The sequence below is a fragment of the Propionivibrio sp. genome (assembly GCF_047602565.1).
GTDB lineage: Bacteria > Pseudomonadota > Gammaproteobacteria > Burkholderiales > Rhodocyclaceae > Propionivibrio.
On sequence record NZ_JASGGX010000001.1, the window covers coordinates 955,756 to 979,407 of the forward strand.

Sequence of the window (23,652 nt, forward strand, 5' to 3'; positions counted from 1 at the left end):
GGGATATCTCGCCGGGCCTGGCTTTCTAGGCGCCCCGCCGCAGCGATTCGTTCAACGCCGCGAGGGCCTCGTTGCCGGGACACAGTTCGGCGACGCCGAGCTGGTTGAGCGGCGTTTCCACCGTGTTCAGGTAGCGGTGCAGTTCCTCGGCACTGGAATCGACGTAGATCAAGCCGGTAACGATCTCGCCGAGCGCATGCCGCTCCTGCAGGTAGTTCATCGCCCCGACGCGGTCGGACGGGTCGTAGTCCTCGTGCAGCTTGCGCAGGTGCAGCACCGACCCGTCGTGCTGTACGATGCGGCGCAGTTCGCCGGGCGCATAGCTGGCGGTGATCTTGTCCTTGGGCAGGATCACGTCGAGCTTGTTGATCGCCTCGTTGTGCTCGCGCACGTAGTCGTAGCTCTTGGTCGAACCGGCGTGGTTGTTGAAGGTCACGCATGGGCTGATCACGTCGAGCAGAGCCGAGCCGCGGTGGCGCATGGCGCCCTTGATCAGCGGGATCAACTGCTCCTTGTCGCCGGAGAAGCTGCGCGCGACGTAGGTCGCGCCGAGCTGCAGGGCCAAGGCGACGAGATCGATCGGCGTGTCGTTGTTCACTACCCCGCGCTTGCTCTTCGAGCCCTTGTCGGCAGTGGCCGAGAACTGGCCCTTGGTCAGGCCATAGACGCCGTTGTTCTCGACGATGTAGACCATGTTCACACCGCGCCGCATGGCGTGCGCGAACTGGCCGATGCCGATCGAGGCCGAATCGCCGTCGCCGGAGACGCCGAGGTACAAGAGGTCCCGGTTGGCCAGCGCGGCGCCGGTGAGCACCGAGGGCATGCGCCCGTGCGTGGTGTTGAAACCGTGCGAGTTGCCGAGGAAGTAGTCGGGCGTCTTCGACGAGCAGCCGATGCCGGAGAGCTTGGCCACGCGGTGCGGCTCGATGTCGAGATCGAAGCAGCACTGCACGATGGCCGCGCTGATCGAGTCGTGGCCGCAGCCGGCGCACAGAGTGGAGATGGCGCCCTCGTAGTCGCGCTTGGTGTAGCCGAGCGCGTTCTTCGGGGTGTCGGGACGCAGCAGTTTGGGTTTGGCGAGATAGGTCATGAGGCCACCTGTTTGCGCAGCGGTGTGACGTTGCTTTCCTGGACGATGCCGGCGATGCGGCCGGCGATGAAGCGCGCGGTGATCGGCGTGCCGTCGTAGTGCAGAACGCGGATCAGCCGCTTCGGATCGATGTCGCCCTCGTTGATCAGCAGCGTGCGCAACTGGGCGCTCTCGTTCTGCTCGACGACGAAGACGTGGTCGTGCTCGGCGATGAAGTCCATCACCTCGTCGGCGAAGGGGAAGCCGCGCACGCGCATGATATCCACGTGCACGCCCTGCTTTTCCAGCATGGCGAAGGCCTCGGCCATCGCCGGGCTGGTCGAGCCGTAGTAGATCGCGCCGAAGCGCGTCGGCTGGCTGGCCTTTTGCACAACCGGTGCCGGCACGAGCTTGCGGGCCGTGACGAACTTGCGGCGCAGCCGTTCCATGTTGTAGATGTAGTCGGTGCCCGCTTCGCTGTACTTGGCGTAGGCGTTGCGCGTGGTGCCGCGGCTGAAGAAGGCGCCCTTGGTCGGGTGCGTGCCGGGGATGGTGCGGTAGGGGATACCGTCGCCTTCGACGTCGAGGTAGCGGCCGAAGTTCTTGCCGGCCTCCAGTTCGGCCGCGCTCATCACCTTGCCGCGGTCGTAGCGGCGGCCGTCGTCCCAGTCAAAGGGCTTGCACAGCACCTCGTTCATGCCGATGTCCAGGTCGGACATGACGAACACCGGCGTCTGCAGCCGCTCGGCGAGGTCGAAGGCCTGCGCGCCGAGGGTGAAGCATTCGTAAGGGTCCTCGGGGAAGAGCAGGACGTGCTTGGTATCGCCGTGCGAGGCGTAGGCGCAGGCCAGCAGGTCGGACTGCTGCGTGCGTGTCGGCATGCCGGTCGACGGGCCGCCGCGCTGGACGTTGAAGATCACCGCCGGCACCTCGGCGAAGTAGGCCAGCCCGAAGAATTCCTGCATCAGCGAGATGCCCGGCCCGGAGGTGGCGGTGAAGGCGCGGCAGCCGTTCCACGAGGCGCCGATGACCATGCCGATCGAGGCGAGTTCATCCTCGGCCTGGACGATGGCGTAACGGGCCATGCCGTTGTCCGGGTCGGTGCGGTACTTGCGGCAGTAGCTGCTGAAGGCTTCGATCACCGAGGTCGACGGAGTGATCGGGTACCACGCGGCGACGGTGGCGCCGCCATAGACGGCCCCGAGGCCGCAGGCGTCGTTGCCGTTGATGAAGATGCGGTCGCCGACGCCGTCGGAGCGCTCGACGCGCAGGCCGATCGGGCACGGCAGCGTGGCCTTGGCCTCGTCGTAGCCGAGCCTCAGGGCCTGCACGTTGGAGGCGATCAACTTGTCCTTGCCGCGGAACTGGTGCGAGATCAGACCTTCGACGACGGCGAAATCCATGTCGAGCAGCGCGGTGAGCGCGCCGACGTAGAGGATGTTCTTCATCAGCTGGCGCTGGCGCGGGTCGGTGTATTCGCGTGTGCAGATCTCGGTGAGCGGCAGGCCGAGCACGGTGATGTCGTCACGGAAGCGCGAGCGCGGCAGCATCTTGGTGCTGTCGTAGAAGAGGTAGCCGCCCGGCGCGAGTTCGGCGACGTCGCGGTCCCACGTCTGCGGGTTCATCGCCACCATCAGGTCGCAGCCGCCCTGGCGGCCGAGCCAACCCTCGCCCGAGACGCGCATCTCGTACCACGTGGGCAGGCCCTGGATGTTCGACGGGAAGATGTTGCGCGGCGCCACCGGCACGCCCATGCCCATCACCGCGCGGGCGAAGAGCTCATTGGCCGAAGCCGAGCCGGTGCCGTTGATGTTGGCAAACTTGATGACGAAATCGTTGCATTTCTGCAGGGGTTGCACGGTACTCATGTTCTCGGAGCCTCTTTGCCCGCCTGGGCGGTTTCAAGATAGAACTTCTGCATGTCCCATGCGCCGGTCGGGCAGCGTTCGGCGCACATGCCGCAATGCAGGCAGATGTTCTCGTCCTTGACCATCACCCGCCCGGTCTTCAGGAGGTCGGAGACGAGCAGCGTCTGCTCGGTGTTCTGCGCCGGCGCCTTCAGCCGGCCGCGCAGGTCCTCCTCCTCGCCGTTGGCGGTGAAGGTGATGCATTCGGTCGGGCAGATGTCCACGCAGGCGTCGCACTCGATGCACACCTTCGGGGTGAACACGGTCTGCACGTCGCAGTTGAGGCAGCGCTCGGCTTCGGAACAGGCCATCAGCGGATCGAAGCCGAGTTCGAGTTCGAGCTTGATGTCCTTGAGGGTCTTTTCCAGCGACTTGACCGGGACCTTCTTGCGCGCTTCCTCGGAGACCTGGTTGTCGTAGCTCCACTCGTGGATGCCCATCTTCTGGCTGACCAGGGTGTAGCCGTGCGGCGGACGCTCCTCGGGCTTCCTGCCCTTGCAGAAGAGGTCGATCGAGATGGCGGCCTCGTGGCCGTGCGCCACCGCGGTGATGATGTTCTTCGGCCCGAAGGCGGCGTCGCCGCCGAAGAAGACCTTCGGCAGGGTCGACTGGAAGGTCTTCGGGTTCAGCACCGGCAGGCCCCACTTGTCGAATTCCAGGCCGATGTCCTTCTCGATCCACGGGAAGGCGTTCTCCTGGCCGATGGCCACGAGCACTTCGTCGCATTCCATGAAGACGTCGGGTTCGCCCGTGGGAATCAGCTTGCGGCGGCCCTGGTCGTCGTATTCGGCCTTGACGACTTCGAACGTGACGCCGAGCAGCTTGCCGTTCTCATGCACGAACTCCTTGGGCACGTGCATGTTGATGATCGGGATCTGCTCGTGCAGGGCTTCTTCCTTCTCCCACGGCGAGGCCTTCATTTCCTCGAAGCCGCTGCGCACGACGACCTTGACGTCGGTGCCGCCGAGGCGCCGCGCCGAACGGCAGCAGTCCATGGCGGTGTTGCCGCCGCCGAGCACGATCACGCGCGGCGAAATCCTGGTGGTGTGCCCGAAGGCGACGTTGGCCAGCCAGTCGATGCCGATGTGGATGTGCGCCGCCGCTTCCTGGCGGCCGGGAATGTCGGCGTCGCGCCCGCGCGGCGCGCCGGTGCCGACGAAGACGGCGTCCCACGCCTCGCCGTCGACGAGTTCCTTGAGGCTCTTGACCCAATGGCCGAGCTGCAGTTCGACGCCGAGATCGAGGATGTAGTCGCATTCCTCGTCGATCACGCTGTCGGGCAGGCGGAACTTCGGGATCTGGGTGCGCACCATGCCGCCCGGCGCCTTGCCGTTGTCGAAGATGCTGACCTGGTAGCCTTGCAGCGCGAGGTCGCGCGCCACCGTCAGCGAGGCGGGGCCGGCGCCGATGCACGCGACCCGCTTGCCGTTCTTCTGCTCCGGAGCCTTGGGCAGGACCGCCTGGATGTCGTCCTTGAGGTCGGCCGCCACGCGCTTCAGCCGACAGATCGCCACCGGCTCTTTGTCGATGCGTCCGCGCCGGCACGCCGGCTCGCACGGCCGGTCGCACACCCGCCCCAGGATGCCGGGGAAGACGTTCGACCGCCAGTTGATCATGTACGCTTCCGAGTACTGCCCGCCGGCGATCAGCCGGATATATTCCGGCACCGGCGTGTGCGCCGGACACGCCCACTGGCAGTCCACCACCTTGTGGTAATAAGCGTCACCGAATGTTTGCGTCGGTTTCACGTGAGAAAAACTCCACTTGCGAACAAAAAGGCCGACAACGGCTATGATGTCGGCTCCCAGAAAAAGCCCAGAGTAGCCAAGTGTACCATCGAGTGCACATCCTTAGGAATTGCTAATTATTTCGGTAAATATGACTAATCGGAACAACTTCAGCGGAAAAAATAGGCTACTCTTGGCATCCCCTTATTAATAAACAACTTCGGGTACTATTCCATGGCTTTGCGCGCACTCATTTTCGATGTCGATGGAACCCTGGCCAACACCGAACGCGACGGCCATCGCCCCGCGTTCAACGCGGCGTTCGCCGAACTCGGGCTGCCCTGGCACTGGGACGAATCGTTTTACGGCACCCTGCTGATCAAGGGCGGCGGGCTGGAACGGCTCTATTTCTACGCCGAACATTTCGATCCCGCCACGCGCGCCCGTCCGGACTTCGACGAGCTGATGCATCGCGTGCACGAAATCAAGACGCGCAACTACCAGCGCCTGCTGGCCGCCGGCGCGATTCCGCTGCGCGGCGACATCGGCCAGTTGATCTGCGACGCGCGCACCGAAGGCGTGCGCCTGGGGATCGCATCGAGTTCCAAGCAGGAGAACGTCGTCGGCCTGCTGCGCGCCAACCTCGGCCCGAACGCCGACGCCTGGTTCGACGCCATCGTCACCGGCGAACTGGTGCAGGCCAAGAAACCGTCGCCGGACGTCTACAAGAAAGTGCTCGAACAGCTCAACCTGCCCGCGCGCGACTGCCTGGTCGTCGAGGATTCGGCGCACGGCCTGGCCGCCAGCCTGGCCGCCGGCATCCCGACCGTGATCACGCTCAGCGATTACACGCACGACGAGGATTTCGAGGGCGCGCGCATGGTTCTGCACGAAACGGAAAACCTGTCGCTGGACAAGCTGCGCCTGTGGCACGCCACGGCGAGCACTTCCTGACCGGTGTCTGCGCGTCCCGCGGGCGGCAACGCGCGCGCTGCGGGACCCGGAAAGCACAAAGCCGCCCATCCGGGCGGCTTTGCATATCCGATAACAGGAAACGGGCGAATCAGCGCTTGGAGAACTGCTTGCGCCGGCGTGCCTTGTGCAGACCGACTTTCTTCCGTTCGACTTCCCGCGCGTCGCGGGACACGAAGCCGGCTTTCGAGAGCACGGGCTTGAACGTCGCATCGTATTCGATCAGCGCGCGGGTGATGCCGTGGCGCACCGCGCCCGCCTGCCCGGACTCGCCGCCGCCGGCGACATTGACCAGGATATCGAAGGTGGCGGCCTGTTCGACCAGTTCGAGCGGCTGACGAACGATCATCCGCCCCGTCACCCGGGAGAAAAATTCATCGACGGGCTTGCCGTTCACGACGATGTTGCCCGCCCCGCGCTTCATGAAGACGCGCGCAACGGCGCTTTTGCGGCGCCCGGTACCATAGTAGTAATTTTCAGCCATTTCGACCTCTTAGATTTCCAGAACCTTCGGCTGCTGCGCCGCATGCGGATGAACGTCGCCGGCATAGCACTTCATCTTCTTCAGCATGGCGTAGCCCAGCGGGCCTTTCGGCAGCATGCCCTTCACGGCCTTTTCGAGAATCCGGCCGGGGAAACGCTGTTGCATCTTCTTGAAGCTGGTTTCATAGATCCCGCCGGGGAAACCGGTGTGGCGGTAGTACATCTTGTCCTCGGCCTTGTTGCCGGTCACGCGCAACTTCTCCACGTTGGTCACGATGATGAAATCGCCGGTGTCGACGTGGGGCGTAAATTCGGGTTTATGCTTGCCACGCAGGCGGCGGGCAATCTCGGTCGCGAGGCGGCCAAGCACCTTGTCGGTGGCGTCGACCACGAGCCACTCGCGCTTCACTTCATGCGACTTGGCGGAGAAAGTCTTCATTTCTAAAGCCGTCCTTGTAAGCCTGATAACGGAAAGCCGTGCATTCTAGGGTAAGCCCTCAATCCATGTCAATCGATGTTTTAATATCGTCCTGTTTTTCCAGTCAATACCGACCGCAACGACGAAAGGAACCCCAGGTTATGGAGTGCAAGGTAAGGTGGATCGATGGAGGCATGTCATTTCTCGCCGAAACGGGCAGCAACCACGTGGTCGTCATGGACGGCGCGCCCGAGGCCGGCGGCCGCAACCTGGCGCCCCGCCCCATGGAGATGCTGCTGGCCGGCGCGGGAGGATGCACGGCGTTCGACGTGGTCACCATCCTGAAAAAAGGCCGGCACGCCGTCACCGGCTGCGAGGTCAGCCTGCAGGCCGAACGCGCCGAAACCGACCCCAAGGTCTTCACCCGCATCCATTTCCACTTCCGGGTCAGCGGCAAGCAGCTCAAGCCCGAGGCCGTCGCCCGCGCGATCGAACTGTCCAAGGAGAAGTACTGCTCAGCTTCGATCATGCTGGGCAAGACGGCGACCATCACCCACGACGTCGAAGTCATCGAGGAGTGATCGCCCGCGCGGCCGCCTACAGGTAGTAGGCGGTCGAGGTCATCACCCTGGCGGCCAGGCGCATGGCCGTCTTGACCGGCCCCGGGAGTTCCCTGGCGCCCAGCCGGACCGCCATGTCGGCGTGCTCCTTCTCGTCGAGCTTCATCTGCCGGACGACAGCCTGCGAGCGGGTATCGGCCTCCGGCAGGCGCGACAGATGCCCGTCCAGGTGGGCTTCGACCTGCCGTTCCGTTTCGGCGAGGAAACCGAGGTTCCATCCCTCGCCCAGCTTCCCCGCGACGACGCCGAACGACAGCGCGCCAGCATACCAGACCGGATTGAGCCGGCTTTTCCGCCCGCCCAGCTCCTCGATGCGGCGCTCGGTCCAGGCCAGATGCTCGGTTTCCTCGCGGCCCGCCTGTTCGAGCGCCTGGCGTACCTCGGGATTGCGACAGGTCATGGCCTGCCCCTGATAGAGCGCCTGCGCGCAGATTTCCCCGACGTGATTGACGCGCATCAGCGCGCCGGCATGTTTCTTTTCCGCAGCGGACAGCGGCGCCTCGGGCAGGCCGCGCCCCGGCACCTCGCGTATCGTGGGCGCCCGGCAAAACAGGGTGCGCAGGACCTTGTCGAATTCGATGACGGCGTTGTCGATCATGGCTATGCTCCCGTCGGTGACTGCCTGCTGTAACGCAAGACGCGAGCCGCCTCTTCCGGCGTCCTGATGGCCTTCTGGCCGATCGCGCAGAAATAGTCGGAAAACAGCGCGACGTGATGCGAGTTGCTGCCGCCCTGCAATCTGATCCACTTGTTGCTGCGCGCCTTGGACCACGTGCGGTCGGCCTGGCCGAACGCGTAGACCCGCCGCTCGCCGGTGGTGCAGCGCATGCCCTCGAAGCTGATGTTCTGCGCCCCCGACGAGCTGATCACGACGAGCGTATAGCGGATCACGTCGTCGCTGCCGATCGAGATCGATTTTTCGTCGATGAAGAAACGCATGTCGGTCACCGCGCCGACCTTGAACGGAATCAGGTTGTCGCGCTCCGGGAACGGAGGCAGCTGGACTTCGATCTCCTGCCAGGGTTTTTCATCGAACTCGTTGTCGAAGGAGTCCGCGAAAACCGGCTTCGGGAAAACTGAAAGCAGCAGACCGGCAAGCACGAAAACCGGTATAAAACGACATATCGCAGCCATATTTCTCATCCATCCATCCGCTTCTGTCGGTGGCGCTACTCGTTGCGATCGAGCTCCGCCCTTCCCGCGTTGCGCCGCCGGCCCGCCTCGCGCCGCCAGCGGCGATGATCGGAATCGAGGAAGCGCGCCAGTTCATTCAGCGCCTGCTCGTAAACCTGGCGCTTGAACTCGATGACCGAATCGAGCGACACCCAATACGTGTTCCAGCGCCAGGCGTCGAACTCGGGATGATCCGTTGCGCGCAGGGAAACGTCGCTGTCCCTGCCGACCAGGCGCAGCAGGAACCAGATCTGTTTCTGTCCACGGTAGCTTCCGCGCCATTCGCGCTTGACCCAGTGAATCGGCACATCGTAACGCAGCCAGTCCTTCGTTCTGCCCAGGACGTTCACGTGCTCCGGGAGCAACCCGACTTCTTCGTGGAGTTCCCGGTACATCGCCTGCTCGGGGGTTTCCCCGCGCTTGATGCCGCCTTGTGGAAACTGCCAGGAATGTTCACGAATCCGCTTGCCCCAGAAAACCTCGTTTTTCGCGTTACATAGGATGATGCCGACGTTCGGGCGGTAGCCTTCACGATCGAGCATTTCGTCTAAACCTGCAAATGTAGTGGTTAGCCGGATTTTTTCACATTTCCCGGGGCTTGGAAAGCCGACGCCTTTTCGAGTAGTCCTGTAAAATCCGGTCTTTATCCTGAATACCTACAACTCGAACGACAATGCGAACCTCGAATTATTTCATTTCCACGTTGAAGGAAGCGCCCGCGGACGCCGAGATCGTCAGCCACCAGCTGATGATGCGGGCCGGCCTGATCAAGCGCCTGGCCGGCGGCATTTACACATGGATGCCCCTGGGCCTGCGCGTCCTGCGCAAGGTGGAAAACATCGTGCGCGAGGAAATGGACCGCGCGGGCGCGGTCGAGCTGCTCATGCCCGCCGTGCAGCCGGCCGAACTGTGGCAGGAATCGGGCCGCTGGGACCAGTACGGCCCCGAACTGCTCCGCCTGAAGGACCGCCACCAGCGCGATTTCGTCATCGGGCCGACGCACGAGGAGGTCGTCACCGACATCGTGCGCCGGGAAATCAAGAGCTACCGCCAGCTGCCGGTGCATTTCTACCAGGTGCAGATGAAGTTCCGCGATGAAATCCGCCCGCGTTTCGGCGTCATGCGCGGCCGGGAATTCCTGATGAAGGACGGCTACTCCTTCCACACCAGCTACGAAGACCTGCAGCGCGAATACCGTAACATGTTCGACACGTACTCGCGCATCTTCACCCGCCTGGGTCTGAAGTTCCGCGCGGTCGCCGCCGACACGGGCTCGATCGGCGGCACGGGCTCGCACGAATTCCACGTGCTGGCCGACTCGGGTGAGGATGCGCTGGCGTACTGCCCGGACTCGGACTATGCCGCCAACGTCGAGCTCGCCGAGGCGCTCGCCCCGGCCACGCCGCGCGCCGCGGCGACGGCCGCGATGGCCAAGGTGGCGACGCCGGAGAAGAAGCGCTGCGAGGACGTGGCCGAATTCCTCGGCGCCCCGCTGACGCAGACCGTCAAGGCCATCGCGGTGATGTGTACGCCGAAGGGCGAAACGGAGGCCCGCTTCGCCATGCTCCTGCTGCGCGGCGACCATGATCTCAACGAGGTCAAGACGCAGAAGATCGTCGGCGATTTCCGCTTCGCGCGCGACGACGAGATCGTCGCGGCGCTCGGCTGCGAGCCCGGCTATCTCGGCCCGGTCGGCATCGGCGGCATTCCCGTCTTCGCCGACCGCACCGTGGCGGCGATGAGCGATTTCATCTGCGGCGCCAACGACGCCGGCTACCACCTGACCGGGGTCAATTTCGGGCGCGACCTGCCCGAGCCCGCGCAGGTCGCCGACCTGCGCAACGCCGTCGCCGGCGACCCGTCCCCCGACGGCAAGGGCCGGCTGGAAATCTGCCGCGGCATCGAAGTCGGGCACATCTTCCAGCTGCGCAAGAAATACTCGGAAGCGCTGAAGTGCTGCTTCCTTGACGTCAACGGCCAAAGCCAGGTCATGGAAATGGGGTGCTACGGCATCGGCGTGTCGCGCATCGTCGGCGCGGCCATCGAGCAGTGCCACGACGCGCGCGGCATCGTCTTTCCGCGCGCCATCGCGCCCTTCGAGGTGTGCATCGTGCCGATGGGCTACGCCAAGAGCGAAGCGGTCAAGGCCGCCGCCGACCGGCTTTACGCCGACCTGCGCGCGGCCGGCATCGACGTGCTGCTCGACGACCGCAACGAGCGGCCGGGCGTCATGTTCGCCGACATGGAACTGATCGGCATCCCGCACCGCATCGTCGTCGGCGAGCGCGGACTGGGCGAAGGCAAGCTGGAATACAAGGGCAGAACCGACGCCGAGGCGGAAATGGTCCCGCTCGACGCGATCGGCGAGTTCATCAAAACCAAGCTGTGCGCCGCCTGACCCTCGTTCTCCTGGCGCTGCTGTTCCCGGCTGCCGCGCTGGCCGGGGCGCAGAAGTACGAGCCGTTGTCGGACAGCGTGCGCGCCACGCTGTCGCGCACGATCGCCGACCAGGCGCCGCCCAAGAGCTCGTTCCGCGATCCGATGGAGGCGGTCGACTGGCTGACCGAAATGTCGCGCCGCCTGGAAAAGCGGATTCCGAACCGCGACCACCGGCACGAACTCCTGCGTGCGGTGCATTACGAGGCGACGCGCGCCGGGCTCGACCCGCAGCTCGTGCTCGGGCTGATCCAGGTCGAAAGCGGCTTCAAGAAATACGCCGTGTCGTCGGCGGGCGCGCGCGGCTTCATGCAGGTCATGCCGTTCTGGATCAAGCTGATCGGCGGCGGGGACGACAATCTTTTCCATCTGCGCACCAACCTGCGCTACGGCTGCACGATCCTGCGGCATTACCTGGACATCGAGCGGGGCGACCTGTTCCGGGCGCTCGGGCGCTACAACGGCAGCCTCGGCCGCGCCGAATACCCGAACATGGTGCGCGGCGCCTGGCAGGGGCAGTGGCTTTACGCCGGCAATCGCATCCCGGTCGCCGGCAACAGCGCAACCTCGCCCTAACGGAGGCCGGGCAGCATACCCTTCATGCCGCGCATCAGCTTGCCGATGCCGCCTTTGGAGAACTGCTTCATCATCTTCTGCGTCTGCTCGAACTGCTTGAGCAGGCGGTTCACTTCCTGCACCTGAACGCCGGCGCCCGCCGCGATGCGCCGTTTGCGCGAGGCCTTGATCAGCTCGGGCTTGCTGCGCTCGGCCGGCGTCATGGAATCGACGATGCCCTCGATGCGCCGGACGGTCTTGTCCTCCATTCCCGCCGGCATCTGGCCGGCCACCTGGGCGAACTGGGCCGGCAGCTTGTCGAGCATCGAGGTGATGCCGCCCATCTTGCGCATCTGCCCGATCTGCTCCTTGAAATCGTTCAGATCGAAGCTCTTGCCCGACTTGATCTTCTTGGCGAACTCGATGGCCTTCGCCTCGTCGATTCCCTTGCGCGCATCCTCGATCAGCGACAGCACGTCGCCCATGCCCAGGATGCGCGAGGCCATCCGTTCCGGATGGAAGGCCTCAAGGCCGGTCAGCTTCTCCCCGACGCCCGCGTACTTGATCGGCTTGCCGGTGACGTGACGCACCGACAGCGCCGCGCCGCCGCGCGAGTCCCCGTCGAGCTTGGTGAGCACCACGCCGGTCAGCGGCAGCGCGTCGCTGAAGGCCTTGGCGGTGTTGATCGCGTCCTGGCCGAGCATGGCGTCGACCACGAACAGCGTTTCGATCGGCTTGAGCGCGGCGTGCAGCTCGGCGATCTCCTTCATCATCGCTTCGTCGATCGACAGCCGGCCCGCGGTGTCGACCAGCAGCACGTCGTGGAAATGCCGCTTCGCCCAATCGACCGCGTTGCGCGCGATGTCCACCGGCTTGTCGGTCGTCGACGAAGGGAAGAACTCCACGCCGGCCTGCCCGGCCACAGTCTTCAACTGCTCGATCGCCGCCGGCCGATACACGTCGCACGAAACCACCAGGACCTTCTTCTTCTGCGTTTCGCGCAGGAATTTGGCGAGCTTGCCGACGGTGGTGGTCTTGCCGGCACCCTGCAGGCCGGCCATCAGCACCACGGCCGGCGGCTGGGTCGCCAGGTTGAGTCCGCTGTGCGCTTCCCCCATCAGGGCCGTGAGTTCCCGATGCACGACGCCGATCAGCGCCTGCCCCGGGCTCAGGGAACCGATCACTTCCTCGCCGACGGCCTTTTCCTTGACCGCCGCGATGAACGCCTTGACGGCCGGCAAGGCCACGTCGGCCTCCAGCAGGGCCAGGCGCACCTCGCGCAGCGCGTCGGCGATGTTGTCCTCGGTCAGGCGCGCCTCGCCGCGGAGCGTCTTCATCACGCGGGCGAGGCGTTGGGTCAGGTTATCGAGCATTTGGCTTCCGGCTTGGTGTAAACTCAAAAAATGCCGGATATTCTACTGCACCTTCTGCCGCATATCGCTGCCGCCTTGTTGTATGCGGGGCTCGGTTACCATTTCTGGCATACCCGCTGGAATGATAGCGGCAAGCCGCTGGACCCGCTGCCGATGCAGACCTGGGAAAGGTGCGCCATCGCCTTCGCGCTGTTCCTGCAGGGCGCCGGCCTGTACAACGAACTGTTCTCCAGCGGAAGCCTGCGTTTTTCCTTCAGCCTGGCCGCGTCGCTGATGCTCTGGCTGGCCGTGCTCATCTACTGGCTGGAGAGCTTCCGCTCGCGCATGGACGGCATGCAGCCCATGGTGCTGCCCCTGGCCGCGCTGTCCGCCGCCCTGCCGGTGGCGTTTCCGCAGACGCACGAGATCGCCCACGCGCAGGCCATGGGCTTCAAGATGCACTTCCTGGTCGCCATGCTGGCGTACAGCCTGTTCACGCTGTCCGCGCTGCACGCCGTGTTCATGGGCTTCATCGAGCACAAGCTGCACCGCAAGACCCTCAACCGGCACCAGGCCAGCCTGCCGTCGATCCTGTCCATGGAATCCCTGCTCTTCCGCATGATCGGCATCGGCTTCCTGCTGCTGACGCTGACGCTGATCAGCGGCCTGGCCTTCTCGGAGCAGATCTTCGGCAAGGCCTTCGTTTTCGATCACAAGACCGTGTTCGCCTTTGCCTCATGGGTGATCTTCGCGGCATTGCTGTTCGGGCGGTACAACTACGGCTGGCGGGGAAGAATCGCGCTGCGCTGGACGCTGGCGGGGTTTCTCGTGCTCATTCTGGCCTACATCGGCAGCCGTTTCGTCCTGGAAGTGCTGCTGGGTCGGGTGTGAGGCCATGCGATGTGTCTCTGCCCCCGCAGACACAGCCGGCGAACATGTCGCCGGCGATTTTTTTACAAATACTGAAACACGACGCATCATCAATATGACATAATCGGCAGAATTTGAAGATCCCTGGCGGCGGAAGCATCGTCGCTTCCACCGGTGATCGAACATGGCAGCCAACCCACAACAATCGACCCTCAGCGGGCTCGCCCGCGCACTCGTCCAAGCCGGCCGGATCAAGGAATCCGAGGCCGAGGCATTGCTGTCGCAGGCCGGCGCCACGCGGACCACGTTCATCGAGCAGTTGGTCAATTCGCACAAGCTCAAGGCGTCGGAAATCGCCCGCTTCGCCTCGGACACCTTCGGTTATCCGCTGCTCGACCTGGCCGCCTTCGACGATGCGCAGATCCTTACGACGGCGATCGACCGCAAGCTGATCGCCGCCCATCGCGTCATTCCCCTGCACAAGCGCGGCAACCGCCTGGCCATCGCGATCGCCGACCCGACCAACCTGCGCGCCCTGGACGAGATCCGTTTCCAAACGGGCATGGCCGTCGACCCGGTGATCGCCGACGAAACCCAGCTCGCGCCGCTCGTTGCGAAATTGTCGGTGTCGGCCGAAGAGACGCTGAAGAGCCTGGCCAGCGAAGACATCAACCTCGAATTCACCGACGAGGAGGCGGCCGAAAAAGTCGATGAATCGGCCTCGGTCAACGTCGATGACGCGCCGGTGGTGCGCTTCATCCAGAAAATGCTGCTCGACGCGATCAACGACGGCGCCTCCGACATCCATTTCGAGCCATACGAAAAGACCTACCGCATCCGTTTCCGGATCGACGGGATGCTGCGCGAAATCGCCTCGCCGCCCCTAGCCATCAAGGAAAAGATCGCTTCGCGCATCAAGGTGATCTCGCGCCTGAACATCGCCGAAAAACGCGTCCCGCAGGACGGCCGGATGCGCCTCGTCCTGTCGAAGAGCCGCGCCATCGATTTCCGCGTCAGCACCTTGCCGACGATGTATGGCGAAAAGATCGTGCTGCGCATCCTCGATCCGAGCAGCGCCACGCTGGGCATCGACATGCTCGGCTACGACCCCGACCAGAAGGCGCTGCTGCTCGACGCCATCGAGCGCCCGTATGGCATGGTGCTGGTCACCGGCCCGACCGGGTCGGGGAAAACGGTGTCCCTGTACACCTGCCTGAACATCCTCAACAAGCCGGGAATCAATATTTCCACCGCGGAGGACCCGGCCGAAATCGCGCTGCCCGGCATCAACCAGGTCAACGTGGACGACCGCCAGGGCCTGACCTTCCCGGTGGCGCTCAAGGCCTTCCTGCGCCAGGACCCGGACATCATCATGGTCGGCGAAATCCGCGACCTGGAAACGGCAGAGATCGCCATCAAGGCCGCCCAGACCGGCCACATGGTGCTGTCGACGCTGCACACCAACGACGCCCCGTCAACGCTGACGCGCCTGATGAACATGGGTATTCCCACGTTCAACATCGCTTCCAGCGTCCTCCTGATCACCGCCCAGCGGCTCGTGCGCCGGCTGTGCTCCTGCAAGAAGCCGCTCGACACGCCGCTGGAGACCCTGCTCAACGCCGGGTTCACGGAGGAGGACATCGAGGCCGGCCTGACCGTTTACGGACCGGGCGAATGCGAACGCTGCAAGGGCTCCGGGTACAAGGGGCGGGTCGGCATCTACCAGGTCATGCCGGTGACCGAAACCATCCAGCGCATCATCATGACCAACGGAACCTCGCTGGATATCGCGGAGCAGGCACGCCGCGAGGGCGTCAACGACCTGCGGCGTTCCGGACTGCTCAAAGTGATGCAGGGACTCACCTCGCTCGACGAGGTGCTTGGCAGCACCAATGTTTAAAGCATAGAAGGGGGACGGACACCTATGGCGACGGCAGCGAACCCGGCCAAGCAGCGGCACGAAACGAAGGAATTCACCTTTCTCTGGACCGGCAAGAACAAGGCGGGAAAGATCGTTCGGGGAGAACAGCGCGCGGCGAGCGAAGCGGTGGTCAACGCCACCCTGCGCCGACAGGGCATCCTGGTCACCAAGGTCTCAAAGCAGAAATTCCGCGGCGGGCGCAAGGTTTCCGAAAAGGACATCGCCCTGTTCACCCGGCAGCTCGCCACCATGATGAAATCCGGCGTCCCGCTGCTGCAGACCTTCGACATCGTCGGCCGCGGGCATGACAACCCGTCGGTGGGCAAGCTGCTGCTCGACATCAAGTCCGACGTCGAGACGGGCAGCTCCCTGTCGCAGGCGTTCCGCAAGTTCCCGCTGCATTTCGATCCGCTCTACTGCAACCTGGTCGCCGCCGGCGAACAGGCCGGCATCCTGGAAACGCTGCTCGACCGCCTGGCGACCTACAAGGAGAAAATGCTCGCCATCAAGTCGAAGATCAAGTCCGCGATGTTCTACCCGACGGCGGTCATCGTCGTCGCCTTCATCATCACCGCGGTGATCATGATCTTCGTCATCCCGGCGTTCAAGGACGTCTTCAAGAGCTTCGGCGCCGACCTGCCGACGCCGACGCTGATGGTCATCGCCATATCCGACTTCTTCGTGCAGTACTGGTGGCTGATCTTCGGCGCGATCTTCGGCGGCATTTTCGCCTTCTTCTATGCCTGGAAGCGCTCCGAGAAGATGCAGTTCGTTCTCGACCGGTTCTTCCTCCGCCTCCCGATTTTCGGACCGATCATCCGCAAATCGGTCATCGCCCGCTGGACGCGGACCCTGGCCACCATGTTCGCGGCGGGCGTGCCGCTGGTCGAATCGCTCGACTCGGTCGGCGGCGCCGCCGGCAACTACGTCTATAAAGAGGGAACACGCCAGATCCAGGGCGAAGTCAGCACGGGCACCAGCCTCACCTCCGCCATGCAGAATACCAACCTGTTCCCGAACATGGTCAACCAGATGGTCGCCATCGGTGAGGAATCCGGCTCCCTCGATTCGATGCTCGGCAAGGTGGCCGACTTCTTCGAGGCCGAGGTGGACGACGCGGTGGAAGCGCTGTCGAGCCTCATGGAACCGCTCATCATGGTGGTGCTCGGCGTGCTCATCGGCGGCATGGTGATCGCCATGTACCTGCCGATCTTCAAGCTCGGCTCGGTCGTCTGACTCCATGGGCACCTCATTCGTGCAGGCGCTGGCCGATCCCGGCGTTTTTCCGGCGGCCAGCGGCATCCTCGGCCTGCTGGTCGGCAGCTTCCTCAACGTCGTGATCCACCGCCTGCCCCGGATGATGGAACGGGAATGGCAATGCCAATGCGCGGAACTGCGCGGCGAGGAAACGCCGCAGGGCGAGACGATCTCGCTGATCGCGCCGCGTTCGCGCTGTCCGGCCTGCGGCCACGCGATCTCGGCGCTGGAGAACATTCCCGTCGTCAGCTGGCTGTTCCTGCGCGGCAAGTGTTCCGCGTGCCAGGCGGCGATTTCCATGCGCTATCCGCTGGTCGAGGCCGTCACCGGACTGCTGACCGCGTTCGCCGCCGTGCATTTCGGCTTCGGATGGAGCGCGCTGGGGGCCATCCTGCTCATCTGGGCGCTGATCGCCCTGACCTTCATCGACTTCGACACGACCTACCTGCCGGACGCCATCACGCTGCCGCTGCTCTGGTGCGGCCTGCTGTTCAACCTCGGCAACACCTACGCCGACCTCCCGTCGGCGGTGATCGGCGCGATGGCGGGCTATCTGGCCCTGTGGTCGGTCTATTGGGGGTTCAAGCTGCTTACCGGCAAGGAGGGCATGGGCTACGGCGACTTCAAGCTGCTCGCCGCGCTCGGCGCGTGGCTGGGCTGGCAGATGCTGCCGTTGATCGTCCTGCTTTCCTCGATGGTCGGCGCCGTCGTCGGCATCCTGCTCATCGTGCTGGCGAAACGCGGGCGGGAAGTGCCCATCCCCTTCGGCCCCTACCTCGCGACGGCCGGCGTGATCGCCGTTTTCTGGGGCGACACGCTGACGCAGCATTACCTGCGCCTCATCTGACGCCGGCCGTTTCCGCGGCGTCCGCGTACCGCCCGAATAAGGTCTTGAAATCATGGATTTCAGCCGCATATCGCGGCTGCCGGGGCAGCGTTTGCCCCTTTCTGTTCGGGTATAATCTCACGCCTTGTCTCGCTGACGGATGGAACCATGCCGATCTATGCCTATCGCTGCACCTCGTGCGGCTTTGAAAAAGATCATCTGCAGAAACTGAACGCGCCGGTGCTGGTCACCTGCCCGCAATGCCACCAGGATACCTACCAGAAACAGCTGACCGCCGCGGGCTTCCAGCTCAAGGGAAACGGCTGGTACGCCACCGACTTCAAGGGGAAGAACGGCGCGCCTCCGGCCAAGCCTGAAACGCCGCCTGCCTGCCAGGCGTGCCCCGGAGCCACCGCGTGCGCCGGCAATTGATCAAGCGCTATTTCATCACCGGCCTGCTCATCTGGGTGCCCCTGGCGATCACCGCCTGGGTCCTGTCGCTGATCGTCGGGGTGGCGGATCAGTCGCTGCTGCTGCTGCCGGAGGCGTACCGTCCGCACAACCTGCTGGGCTTCGACCTGCCGGGTGCGGGCATCGTCGTCACCGTGGTGTTCATCCTCGCCACGGGGCTGCTGGCCGCCAATTTCATCGGGCAGCGCCTGGTCAACTGGTGGGAGAAGCTGCTGGCGCGCATTCCGGTGGTCAATTCGATCTACAACGGCGTCAAGCAGGTCTCCGATACACTCTTGTCCCCGACCGGGATGGCGTTCCGGCAGCCGCTGCTGGTGCAGTACCCCCATCAGGGCTCTTGGACGATCGCCTTCCTGACCGGTGAACCGGGCGGCGACGTGGTCAATCACCTGGCGGGCGAGCACGTCAGCGTCTATGTCCCGACGACGCCGAACCCGACCTCGGGCTTTTTCCTGATGTTCCCGAAGGACCAGGTCATCGAGTTGGACATGGACGTCGACGAAGCCCTCAAGTACATTATTTCGATGGGCGTCGTGGCACCGCCCGCCCACCCGAGAAAACCCTCCTAGATTTCCCAATCAACCTTTCTTTTCCAAAACAGCATGCGTACCCATTACTGCGGACAACTCGACTCACGGACAATCGGCCAGGAGGTCATCCTGTGCGGCTGGGCCCATCGCCGGCGCGACCACGGCGGCGTCATTTTCATCGACCTGCGCGACCGCGCGGGCCTGGCCCAGGTCGTCTGCGACCCGGATCGCCCCGACATGTTCGCCATCGCCGAATCCGTGCGCAACGAGTTCTGCCTGAAGATCACCGGCACGGTTCGCGCCCGGCCGGCCGGCACCGTCAATCCCAACATGCCGAGCGGCGAGGTCGAAGTCCTGTGCCACGCGATCGACGTGCTCAATCCGTCGGTCACGCCGCCGTTCAACCTGGACGACGACAACCTGTCCGAGACCGTGCGCCTGACGCACCGCGTGCTCGATCTGCGCCGTCCACAGATGCAGAAGAACATGCTGCTGCGCTACAAGACGGCGCGGGCGTTCCGCCGCTTCCTCGACGATGCGGGCTTCATCGACATCGAAACCCCGATGCTGACCAAGAGCACGCCGGAAGGCGCCCGCGACTACCTGGTGCCGTCGCGCGTGCATTCGGGGCAGTTTTTCGCCCTGCCGCAGTCGCCGCAGCTGTTCAAGCAGCTGCTGATGGTCGCCGGCTACGACCGCTACTACCAGCTCACCAAGTGCTTCCGCGACGAGGACCTGCGCGCCGACCGCCAGCCGGAATTCACCCAGGTCGACATCGAGACCTCCTTCCTGAACGAGCAGGAGATCACCGGGATCATGGAGGCCCTGATCCGCTACGTCTTCAAGGAAGCGATCGGCGCCGACCTGCCCGATCCGTTCCCGCGCATCTCCTACGCCGAGGCCATGCACCGCTTCGGCTCCGACAAGCCGGACCTGCGCGTCACGCTCGAACTGACCGAGATCACCGACGCGGTCAAGGACGTGCCCTTCAAGGTCTTCGCCAACGCGGCCAACAGCGAGGGCGGCCGCGTCGCCGCCTTGCGCGTGCCGGGCAGCGCCGGGCTGACGCGCAGCGAGATCGACGGCTATTCCCAGCTGGTCGGCATCTACGGCGCCAAGGGCCTGGCCTACATCAAGGTCAACGACGCCTCCCAGCCCAACGAGAACGGCCTGCAATCGCCGATCGTCAAGAACCTCCACGAACAGGCGCTCAAGACCATCGTCGAGCGCTGCGGCGCGCAGAACGGCGACGTCATCTTCTTCTGCGCCGACAAGGCCAAGATCGTCAATGACGCGCTCGGCGCGCTGCGTCTCAAGATCGGCCACGAGAAGGGCTTCGTCAACGGCAACGCCTGGGAGCCGCTGTGGGTCGTCGACTTCCCGATGTTCGAATACGACGCGGAGGACCAGCGCTGGGTCGCCTGCCACCACCCCTTCACCAGCCCGAAGGACGACCACATCCATTGGCTGGCGACCGATCCGGGCAAGTGCCTGGCCAAGGCCTACGACCTGGCGCTCAACGGCTGGGAACTCGGCGGCGGCTCGGTGCGTATCCACCGCGCCGACGTGCAGGAGCAGGTGTTCAAGGCGCTCGGTATCGGCGACGAGGAAGCGCGCCTGAAGTTCGGCTTCCTGCTCGACGCGCTCAAGTACGGCGCCCCGCCCCACGGCGGCCTAGCGTTCGGTCTCGACCGTATCGTCACCATGATGACCGGCGCCGAGTCGATCCGCGACGTGATCGCCTTCCCCAAGACGCAGCGCGCGCAGTGCCTGCTGACCAACGCACCGAGCCCGGTGGACCGAGAAGCAGCTGCGCGAGCTGCACATCCGCCTGCGCCAGAAGGTCGAGACGGCCGAGGCGCCCAAGACCTGAGCCCGATGCAACGGCTTGCGGCATTTTTCCGGCTGGCGTTGTTCCTGACGCTGGCCGGTTTCATTTTCGGCGGCCGCCTGGCGCCGGCCCGCGAAGGGACGGCCGAACGGATCGGCACGATACGCCTCGCCGACCTGCCGCCCGAGGCGCGCGAGACGCTGGCGCTGATCAAGCGCGGCGGGCCGTTCCCCTTCCCGCGCAAGGACGGCGCCACCTTCGGCAACTTCGAGAAACGGCTGCCGGAACGGCCGCGCGGCTACTACCGGGAATACACGGTGCCCACGCCCGGCAGCCGGGACCGCGGCGCGCGGCGCATCGTGGCCGGCGGCGGGCGGTCCGGCGACGTCGCCGCAGCGGGCGAGTACTACTACACTCAGGATCACTACCGGAATTTCCGCCGCATCCAGGAACGCCCATGAAAACGGAGCAACTTCGCGCGCTGTTGACCCGAACCGACCTCAGCGGCATCTACCACCTGCCGTCCAGCGGCGTCGGGGCGCTGCGGCGGGCGGCCGGGACGCTGGGCTTCGCGTGCTTCGAAGTCGATCTCGGCAAGGCTGGCGAAACCGGCGACCTCGCGGTCGTCCTGCAGGCGCTCGGGCGCGGCCTCGGCTTTCCGGAGTGGTACGGCGCCAACCTCGATGCCCTGAACGACTGCCTGACCGACTTCTCCTGGAACGAAGCGCCCGGCTACGTCGTCGTCCTGTCCGGCGCCGACACGCTGCATGAGCTCGGCGAGCCGTTCGCCCGGCTCAACGGCGTGCTCGACAACGCCATCCGGGAATGGCGCCGGCAGGGCGTTCCCTTCTGGGTCTTCTACGACCTGCGCGCGGACGGCCTGGCGTTCCTGCCGACACTGGCATGACCTACAAGCGCCCGGTCTCGGTCCTCGTCGTCATCCATACGCCGGCGCTGGAGGTGCTGCTGCTCGAACGCGCGTCGCACGCGGGCTACTGGCAATCGGTGACCGGCAGCCAGGAGGCGGACGAAACGCTGCCCGGCACGGCGCGGCGCGAAGTCGCCGAGGAGACCGGCATCGCGGCGCCGCCGGAGGCGTTCAGGGACTGGGGCGTCACCAACACCTTCGAGATCTTCGCCGAGTGGCGCTTCCGCTATGCGCCCGGCGTCACGCACAACACCGAGCACGTCTTCTCGCTCGAACTGCCGCAGCCGCGGGCCGTCCGCCTCGCCCCGGACGAGCACCTGGCCTACGTCTGGCTGCCCTGGCGCGAGGCGGCCGCCAAGTGCTTCTCCTGGAGCAACCGCGACGCCATCCTCATGCTGCCGGAGAAGCGCGCTCGCTGAGCAGCCGGTCGAAGCAGTCGGGGCACAGGCACTGCCCGCCCTCGCCGGATTCCAGCGGCAGCAGCGGCCGTTCCATGCACCAGCATTCCCGCAGTCCGCGCGCCGCGCCGCAGACGAAATGCTGCCCGCAGCGCGGACAGACGGCATCGGGTTTTTCGCCGTTTTCTCGAGGTGCCACGTTCTTTTCCTTTCGCGGCATGCCGCCGCTTTTTATTTGATTCGCCGCCGAGTAAAATCCCGCAGTCTTCGAAAAGGAACCTTGCCATGACTCTGGAACAGATCTCGCCGGCGCAGGAAGCCGCCATCCTCGCAGAAGCCCTGCCGTACATCAAACGCTTCCACGGCAAGACCATCGTGGTCAAGTTCGGCGGCAACGCGATGATCGACGAAAAACTCAAGCAGTGCTTCGCGCGCGACGTGGTCCTGCTCAAGCTGGTCGGCATGAACGTCGTCGTCGTGCACGGCGGCGGGCCGCAGATCGAAAACCTGCTGACGCGGGTCGGGAAAAAGGGCGAGTTCATCCAGGGCATGCGCGTGACCGACGCCGAGACCATGGAAATCGTCGAAATGGTACTCGGCGGCCAGGTCAACAAGGACGTGGTCAACCTGATCAACCAGGCCGGCGGCAAGGCGGTCGGCCTCACCGGCAAGGATGGCGGCATGATCCGGGCCAGGAAGCTCATGCTGCACAGCCGGGACAACCACGCCGACCTGCTCGACATCGGCATGGTCGGCGACATCGTGCAGATCGACCCCGCGCTGATCAGCCACCTCGAAGCCGGCACCTTCATTCCGGTCATCGCGCCGATCGGCGTCGGCGAGAACGGCGAGACCTACAACATCAATGCCGACGTCGTCGCCGGCAAGGTCGCCGAAATCCTCAAGGCCGAGAAGCTCGTGCTGTTCGACCAACACGCCGGGCGTGCTCGACAAGGACGGCCGGCTGGTCACCGACGTCACTCCGGCCCAGATCAACGCTCTGGTCGAGGACGGCACGCTGCACGGCGGCATGCTGCCGAAGATCGGTTCGGCGCTCGAAGCCGCGCAGAGCGGCGTCAAGAGCGTGCACATCATCGACGGCCGCGTCGAACACGCGCTCCTGCTCGAAATCCTGACCAGCCACGGTTTCGGCACGATGATCAAATCGTCGTGAACGCCGTGCGGAGAAACGGGGCCGCGGCGCGGGCAGCACAGGCCTGCGCCCCGGCCCTCGTTCCCGCTTCTTCCCGTACGGCGGAGTTCTCGCGGACCTGGCTGTTCGACCTGGACAACACGCTGCACGACGCCAGCGCGTACATCTTTCCGCACATCGGCCGCGCCATGCGCGACTACATCCGGCGCCACCTCGACCTCGACGAGGCACAGGCCACCGCGTTGCGCCAGCAGTACTGGAAGCGCTACGGCGCCACCCTGCTCGGCCTGATGCGCCACCACGACGTCGATCCCCGGCATTTTCTCGACCACACGCACCAGTTCCACGATCTGGCCAGCATGGTGGTGGTCGAGCGCGGGCTGAAGGCCATGCTCAGGCGGCTGCCCGGACGCAAGATCATCTTTTCCAACGCGCCCCTGCGCTACACGCAGGCGGTCCTCGCCATTGCCGGCATCGACGGCTGCTTCGACGCGGTTTACTCGGTCGAGCGCCTGCACTTCCGGCCCAAGCCGGCCACGCAGGGCTTCCTGCATCTGCTGCGCGCCGAAAGGCTGGCGCCGCGATCGTGCATCATGGTCGAGGACACCCTGCCCAACCTGCGCACGGCGAAGCGGCTGGGCATGACCACGGTGTGGGTCAATCCGGGTACGCGCCGGCCGCCCTACGCGGACGTCCGCGTCGCCAGCGTGCTCGACCTGCCCTACCGCCTGCGCCAGCTATGAGCGATCGCCATA

The 23,652-nt window shown here is 64.9% G+C and carries 23 protein-coding genes and 3 pseudogenes; 16 read left to right on the forward strand and 10 right to left on the reverse strand.

Features of this window, described 5'->3' with window-relative positions; translation table 11 throughout:
- Positions 1–25 precede the first annotated feature (25 nt).
- The 3 genes from QM701_RS04320 to QM701_RS04330 are packed head-to-tail and all read right to left on the reverse strand — an operon-like array spanning position 26 to position 4,724.
- Complete coding sequence (locus QM701_RS04320; protein WP_415165860.1) at positions 26–1,090, reverse strand: 2-oxoacid:ferredoxin oxidoreductase subunit beta; 1,065 nt, start codon at positions 1,088–1,090, stop codon at positions 26–28.
- Positions 1,087–2,937 (reverse strand): 2-oxoacid:acceptor oxidoreductase subunit alpha, encoded by a 1,851-nt coding sequence (locus QM701_RS04325; RefSeq protein ID WP_415165861.1) that lies wholly within the window; start codon positions 2,935–2,937, stop codon positions 1,087–1,089. Before QM701_RS04325 ends, QM701_RS04320 begins: the two co-directional genes overlap by 4 nt.
- A complete protein-coding gene (locus QM701_RS04330) occupies positions 2,934–4,724 on the reverse strand; it encodes an FAD-dependent oxidoreductase (protein WP_415165862.1) in 1,791 nt (596 codons plus the stop codon). Before QM701_RS04330 ends, QM701_RS04325 begins: the two co-directional genes overlap by 4 nt.
- A 213-nt stretch (positions 4,725–4,937) precedes the next feature.
- Here QM701_RS04330 and QM701_RS04335 point away from each other — a divergent pair, with 213 nt between their 5' ends.
- Positions 4,938–5,657, forward strand: a complete 720-nt coding sequence (locus tag QM701_RS04335) for an HAD-IA family hydrolase (RefSeq protein WP_415165863.1) — start codon at positions 4,938–4,940, stop codon at positions 5,655–5,657.
- 109 nt (positions 5,658–5,766) lie between these two features.
- Here the strand turns inward: QM701_RS04335 and rpsI are convergent, their stop codons facing one another.
- Together rpsI and rplM are read right to left on the reverse strand one after the other, a co-directional pair.
- Entirely contained in the window at positions 5,767–6,159 is a 393-nt protein-coding gene (gene rpsI / locus QM701_RS04340; protein WP_415165864.1) for a 30S ribosomal protein S9, read from the reverse strand.
- 9 nt (positions 6,160–6,168) lie between these two features.
- A complete protein-coding gene (rplM, locus tag QM701_RS04345) occupies positions 6,169–6,597 on the reverse strand; it encodes a 50S ribosomal protein L13 (protein ID WP_415165865.1) in 429 nt (142 codons plus the stop codon).
- A gap of 140 nt (positions 6,598–6,737) precedes the next feature.
- Here rplM and QM701_RS04350 point away from each other — a divergent pair, with 140 nt between their 5' ends.
- Positions 6,738–7,157, forward strand: coding sequence for an OsmC family protein (locus QM701_RS04350; RefSeq protein WP_415165866.1), 420 nt, complete (start codon positions 6,738–6,740; stop codon positions 7,155–7,157).
- A gap of 16 nt (positions 7,158–7,173) precedes the next feature.
- Here the strand turns inward: QM701_RS04350 and coq7 are convergent, their stop codons facing one another.
- From coq7 to QM701_RS04365, 3 genes are all read right to left on the reverse strand, one after another.
- Positions 7,174–7,794, reverse strand: coding sequence for a 2-polyprenyl-3-methyl-6-methoxy-1,4-benzoquinone monooxygenase (gene coq7, locus QM701_RS04355; protein WP_415165867.1), 621 nt, complete (start codon positions 7,792–7,794; stop codon positions 7,174–7,176).
- A 2-nt stretch (positions 7,795–7,796) separates the two neighbouring features.
- Entirely contained in the window at positions 7,797–8,297 is a 501-nt protein-coding gene (locus QM701_RS04360; RefSeq protein ID WP_415165868.1) for a CNP1-like family protein, read from the reverse strand.
- Positions 8,298–8,365: 68 nt separating this feature from the next.
- Positions 8,366–8,911 carry an RNA pyrophosphohydrolase gene (locus tag QM701_RS04365; protein WP_415165869.1) on the reverse strand — a complete coding sequence of 182 codons (546 nt, stop codon included), beginning with the start codon at positions 8,909–8,911 and terminating at the stop codon, positions 8,366–8,368.
- Between the two features lie 131 nt (positions 8,912–9,042).
- On the opposite strand from QM701_RS04365, the gene QM701_RS04370 reads away from it, so the two are divergent.
- Complete coding sequence (locus QM701_RS04370) at positions 9,043–10,767, forward strand: proline--tRNA ligase (protein WP_415165870.1); 1,725 nt, start codon at positions 9,043–9,045, stop codon at positions 10,765–10,767.
- A complete protein-coding gene (locus QM701_RS04375; RefSeq protein WP_415165871.1) occupies positions 10,755–11,381 on the forward strand; it encodes a lytic transglycosylase domain-containing protein in 627 nt (208 codons plus the stop codon). The genes QM701_RS04370 and QM701_RS04375 overlap by 13 nt, the downstream gene beginning before the upstream one ends.
- Here the strand turns inward: QM701_RS04375 and ffh are convergent.
- Positions 11,378–12,733, reverse strand: coding sequence for a signal recognition particle protein (gene ffh, locus QM701_RS04380; RefSeq protein WP_415165872.1), 1,356 nt, complete (start codon positions 12,731–12,733; stop codon positions 11,378–11,380). The genes QM701_RS04375 and ffh overlap by 4 nt on opposite strands.
- Positions 12,734–12,763: 30 nt before the next feature.
- Here ffh and QM701_RS04385 point away from each other — a divergent pair, with 30 nt between their 5' ends.
- The 10 genes and pseudogenes from QM701_RS04385 (at position 12,764) to nudB (ending at position 21,765) form a co-directional block, all read left to right on the forward strand.
- Positions 12,764–13,603 carry an inner membrane protein YpjD gene (locus tag QM701_RS04385; RefSeq protein ID WP_415165873.1) on the forward strand — a complete coding sequence of 280 codons (840 nt, stop codon included), beginning with the start codon at positions 12,764–12,766 and terminating at the stop codon, positions 13,601–13,603.
- Between the two features lie 163 nt (positions 13,604–13,766).
- Positions 13,767–15,482: a type IV-A pilus assembly ATPase PilB gene (gene pilB / locus QM701_RS04390; protein WP_415165874.1), complete on the forward strand. Its 1,716-nt coding sequence runs from the start codon at positions 13,767–13,769 to the stop codon at positions 15,480–15,482.
- A gap of 24 nt (positions 15,483–15,506) precedes the next feature.
- Positions 15,507–16,739, forward strand: a complete 1,233-nt coding sequence (locus QM701_RS04395; protein ID WP_415165875.1) for a type II secretion system F family protein — start codon at positions 15,507–15,509, stop codon at positions 16,737–16,739.
- 4 nt (positions 16,740–16,743) lie between these two features.
- Positions 16,744–17,607, forward strand: a complete 864-nt coding sequence (locus QM701_RS04400; protein WP_415165876.1) for a prepilin peptidase — start codon at positions 16,744–16,746, stop codon at positions 17,605–17,607.
- Between the two features lie 147 nt (positions 17,608–17,754).
- Entirely contained in the window at positions 17,755–18,018 is a 264-nt protein-coding gene (locus QM701_RS04405; protein ID WP_415165877.1) for an FmdB family zinc ribbon protein, read from the forward strand.
- Positions 18,018–18,626: a DUF502 domain-containing protein gene (locus QM701_RS04410; RefSeq protein ID WP_415169343.1), complete on the forward strand. Its 609-nt coding sequence runs from the start codon at positions 18,018–18,020 to the stop codon at positions 18,624–18,626. Before QM701_RS04405 ends, QM701_RS04410 begins: the two co-directional genes overlap by 1 nt.
- A gap of 33 nt (positions 18,627–18,659) precedes the next feature.
- Positions 18,660–20,460: pseudogene (aspS, locus tag QM701_RS04415) on the forward strand (aspartate--tRNA ligase).
- Positions 20,461–20,465: 5 nt separating this feature from the next.
- Positions 20,466–20,879 carry a ribonuclease domain-containing protein gene (locus tag QM701_RS04420; RefSeq protein WP_415165878.1) on the forward strand — a complete coding sequence of 138 codons (414 nt, stop codon included), beginning with the start codon at positions 20,466–20,468 and terminating at the stop codon, positions 20,877–20,879.
- Positions 20,876–21,325 (forward strand): barstar family protein, encoded by a 450-nt coding sequence (locus QM701_RS04425; RefSeq protein WP_415165879.1) that lies wholly within the window; start codon positions 20,876–20,878, stop codon positions 21,323–21,325. The genes QM701_RS04420 and QM701_RS04425 overlap by 4 nt, the downstream gene beginning before the upstream one ends.
- Positions 21,322–21,765 (forward strand): dihydroneopterin triphosphate diphosphatase, encoded by a 444-nt coding sequence (nudB, locus tag QM701_RS04430; protein WP_415165880.1) that lies wholly within the window; start codon positions 21,322–21,324, stop codon positions 21,763–21,765. Before QM701_RS04425 ends, nudB begins: the two co-directional genes overlap by 4 nt.
- Here the strand turns inward: nudB and QM701_RS04435 are convergent.
- Positions 21,737–21,943 carry a cysteine-rich CWC family protein gene (locus QM701_RS04435; protein WP_415165881.1) on the reverse strand — a complete coding sequence of 69 codons (207 nt, stop codon included), beginning with the start codon at positions 21,941–21,943 and terminating at the stop codon, positions 21,737–21,739. The genes nudB and QM701_RS04435 overlap by 29 nt on opposite strands.
- Positions 21,944–22,029: 86 nt before the next feature.
- On the opposite strand from QM701_RS04435, the pseudogene argB reads away from it, so the two are divergent.
- Positions 22,030–22,918 (forward strand): annotated as a pseudogene (gene argB / locus QM701_RS04440) (acetylglutamate kinase).
- Positions 22,919–23,025: 107 nt separating this feature from the next.
- Positions 23,026–23,640 (forward strand): annotated as a pseudogene (locus QM701_RS04445) (pyrimidine 5'-nucleotidase); the annotation flags it as partial.
- Positions 23,641–23,652: the final 12 nt, after the last annotated feature.

Excerpts from the sequence above, each read along its gene's own strand:
- pilB (WP_415165874.1), top strand. The coding sequence starts at position 13,767 with ATGGCAGCCAACCCACAACAATCGACCCTCAGCGGGCTCGCCCGCGCA.
- QM701_RS04420 (WP_415165878.1), top strand. The coding sequence starts at position 20,466 with ATGCAACGGCTTGCGGCATTTTTCCGGCTGGCGTTGTTCCTGACGCTG.
- QM701_RS04350 (WP_415165866.1), top strand. The coding sequence starts at position 6,738 with ATGGAGTGCAAGGTAAGGTGGATCGATGGAGGCATGTCATTTCTCGCC.
- QM701_RS04395 (WP_415165875.1), top strand. The coding sequence starts at position 15,507 with ATGGCGACGGCAGCGAACCCGGCCAAGCAGCGGCACGAAACGAAGGAA.
- nudB (WP_415165880.1), top strand. The coding sequence starts at position 21,322 with ATGACCTACAAGCGCCCGGTCTCGGTCCTCGTCGTCATCCATACGCCG.
- QM701_RS04405 (WP_415165877.1), top strand. The coding sequence starts at position 17,755 with ATGCCGATCTATGCCTATCGCTGCACCTCGTGCGGCTTTGAAAAAGAT.
- QM701_RS04425 (WP_415165879.1), top strand. The coding sequence starts at position 20,876 with ATGAAAACGGAGCAACTTCGCGCGCTGTTGACCCGAACCGACCTCAGC.
- QM701_RS04325 (WP_415165861.1), bottom strand. The coding sequence starts at position 2,937 with ATGAGTACCGTGCAACCCCTGCAGAAATGCAACGATTTCGTCATCAAG.
- QM701_RS04335 (WP_415165863.1), top strand. The coding sequence starts at position 4,938 with ATGGCTTTGCGCGCACTCATTTTCGATGTCGATGGAACCCTGGCCAAC.
- rpsI (WP_415165864.1), bottom strand. The coding sequence starts at position 6,159 with ATGGCTGAAAATTACTACTATGGTACCGGGCGCCGCAAAAGCGCCGTT.
- coq7 (WP_415165867.1), bottom strand. The coding sequence starts at position 7,794 with ATGATCGACAACGCCGTCATCGAATTCGACAAGGTCCTGCGCACCCTG.
- ffh (WP_415165872.1), bottom strand. The coding sequence starts at position 12,733 with ATGCTCGATAACCTGACCCAACGCCTCGCCCGCGTGATGAAGACGCTC.
- rplM (WP_415165865.1), bottom strand. The coding sequence starts at position 6,597 with ATGAAGACTTTCTCCGCCAAGTCGCATGAAGTGAAGCGCGAGTGGCTC.
- QM701_RS04385 (WP_415165873.1), top strand. The coding sequence starts at position 12,764 with ATGCCGGATATTCTACTGCACCTTCTGCCGCATATCGCTGCCGCCTTG.
- QM701_RS04400 (WP_415165876.1), top strand. The coding sequence starts at position 16,744 with ATGGGCACCTCATTCGTGCAGGCGCTGGCCGATCCCGGCGTTTTTCCG.
- QM701_RS04370 (WP_415165870.1), top strand. The coding sequence starts at position 9,043 with ATGCGAACCTCGAATTATTTCATTTCCACGTTGAAGGAAGCGCCCGCG.
- QM701_RS04365 (WP_415165869.1), bottom strand. The coding sequence starts at position 8,911 with ATGCTCGATCGTGAAGGCTACCGCCCGAACGTCGGCATCATCCTATGT.
- QM701_RS04320 (WP_415165860.1), bottom strand. The coding sequence starts at position 1,090 with ATGACCTATCTCGCCAAACCCAAACTGCTGCGTCCCGACACCCCGAAG.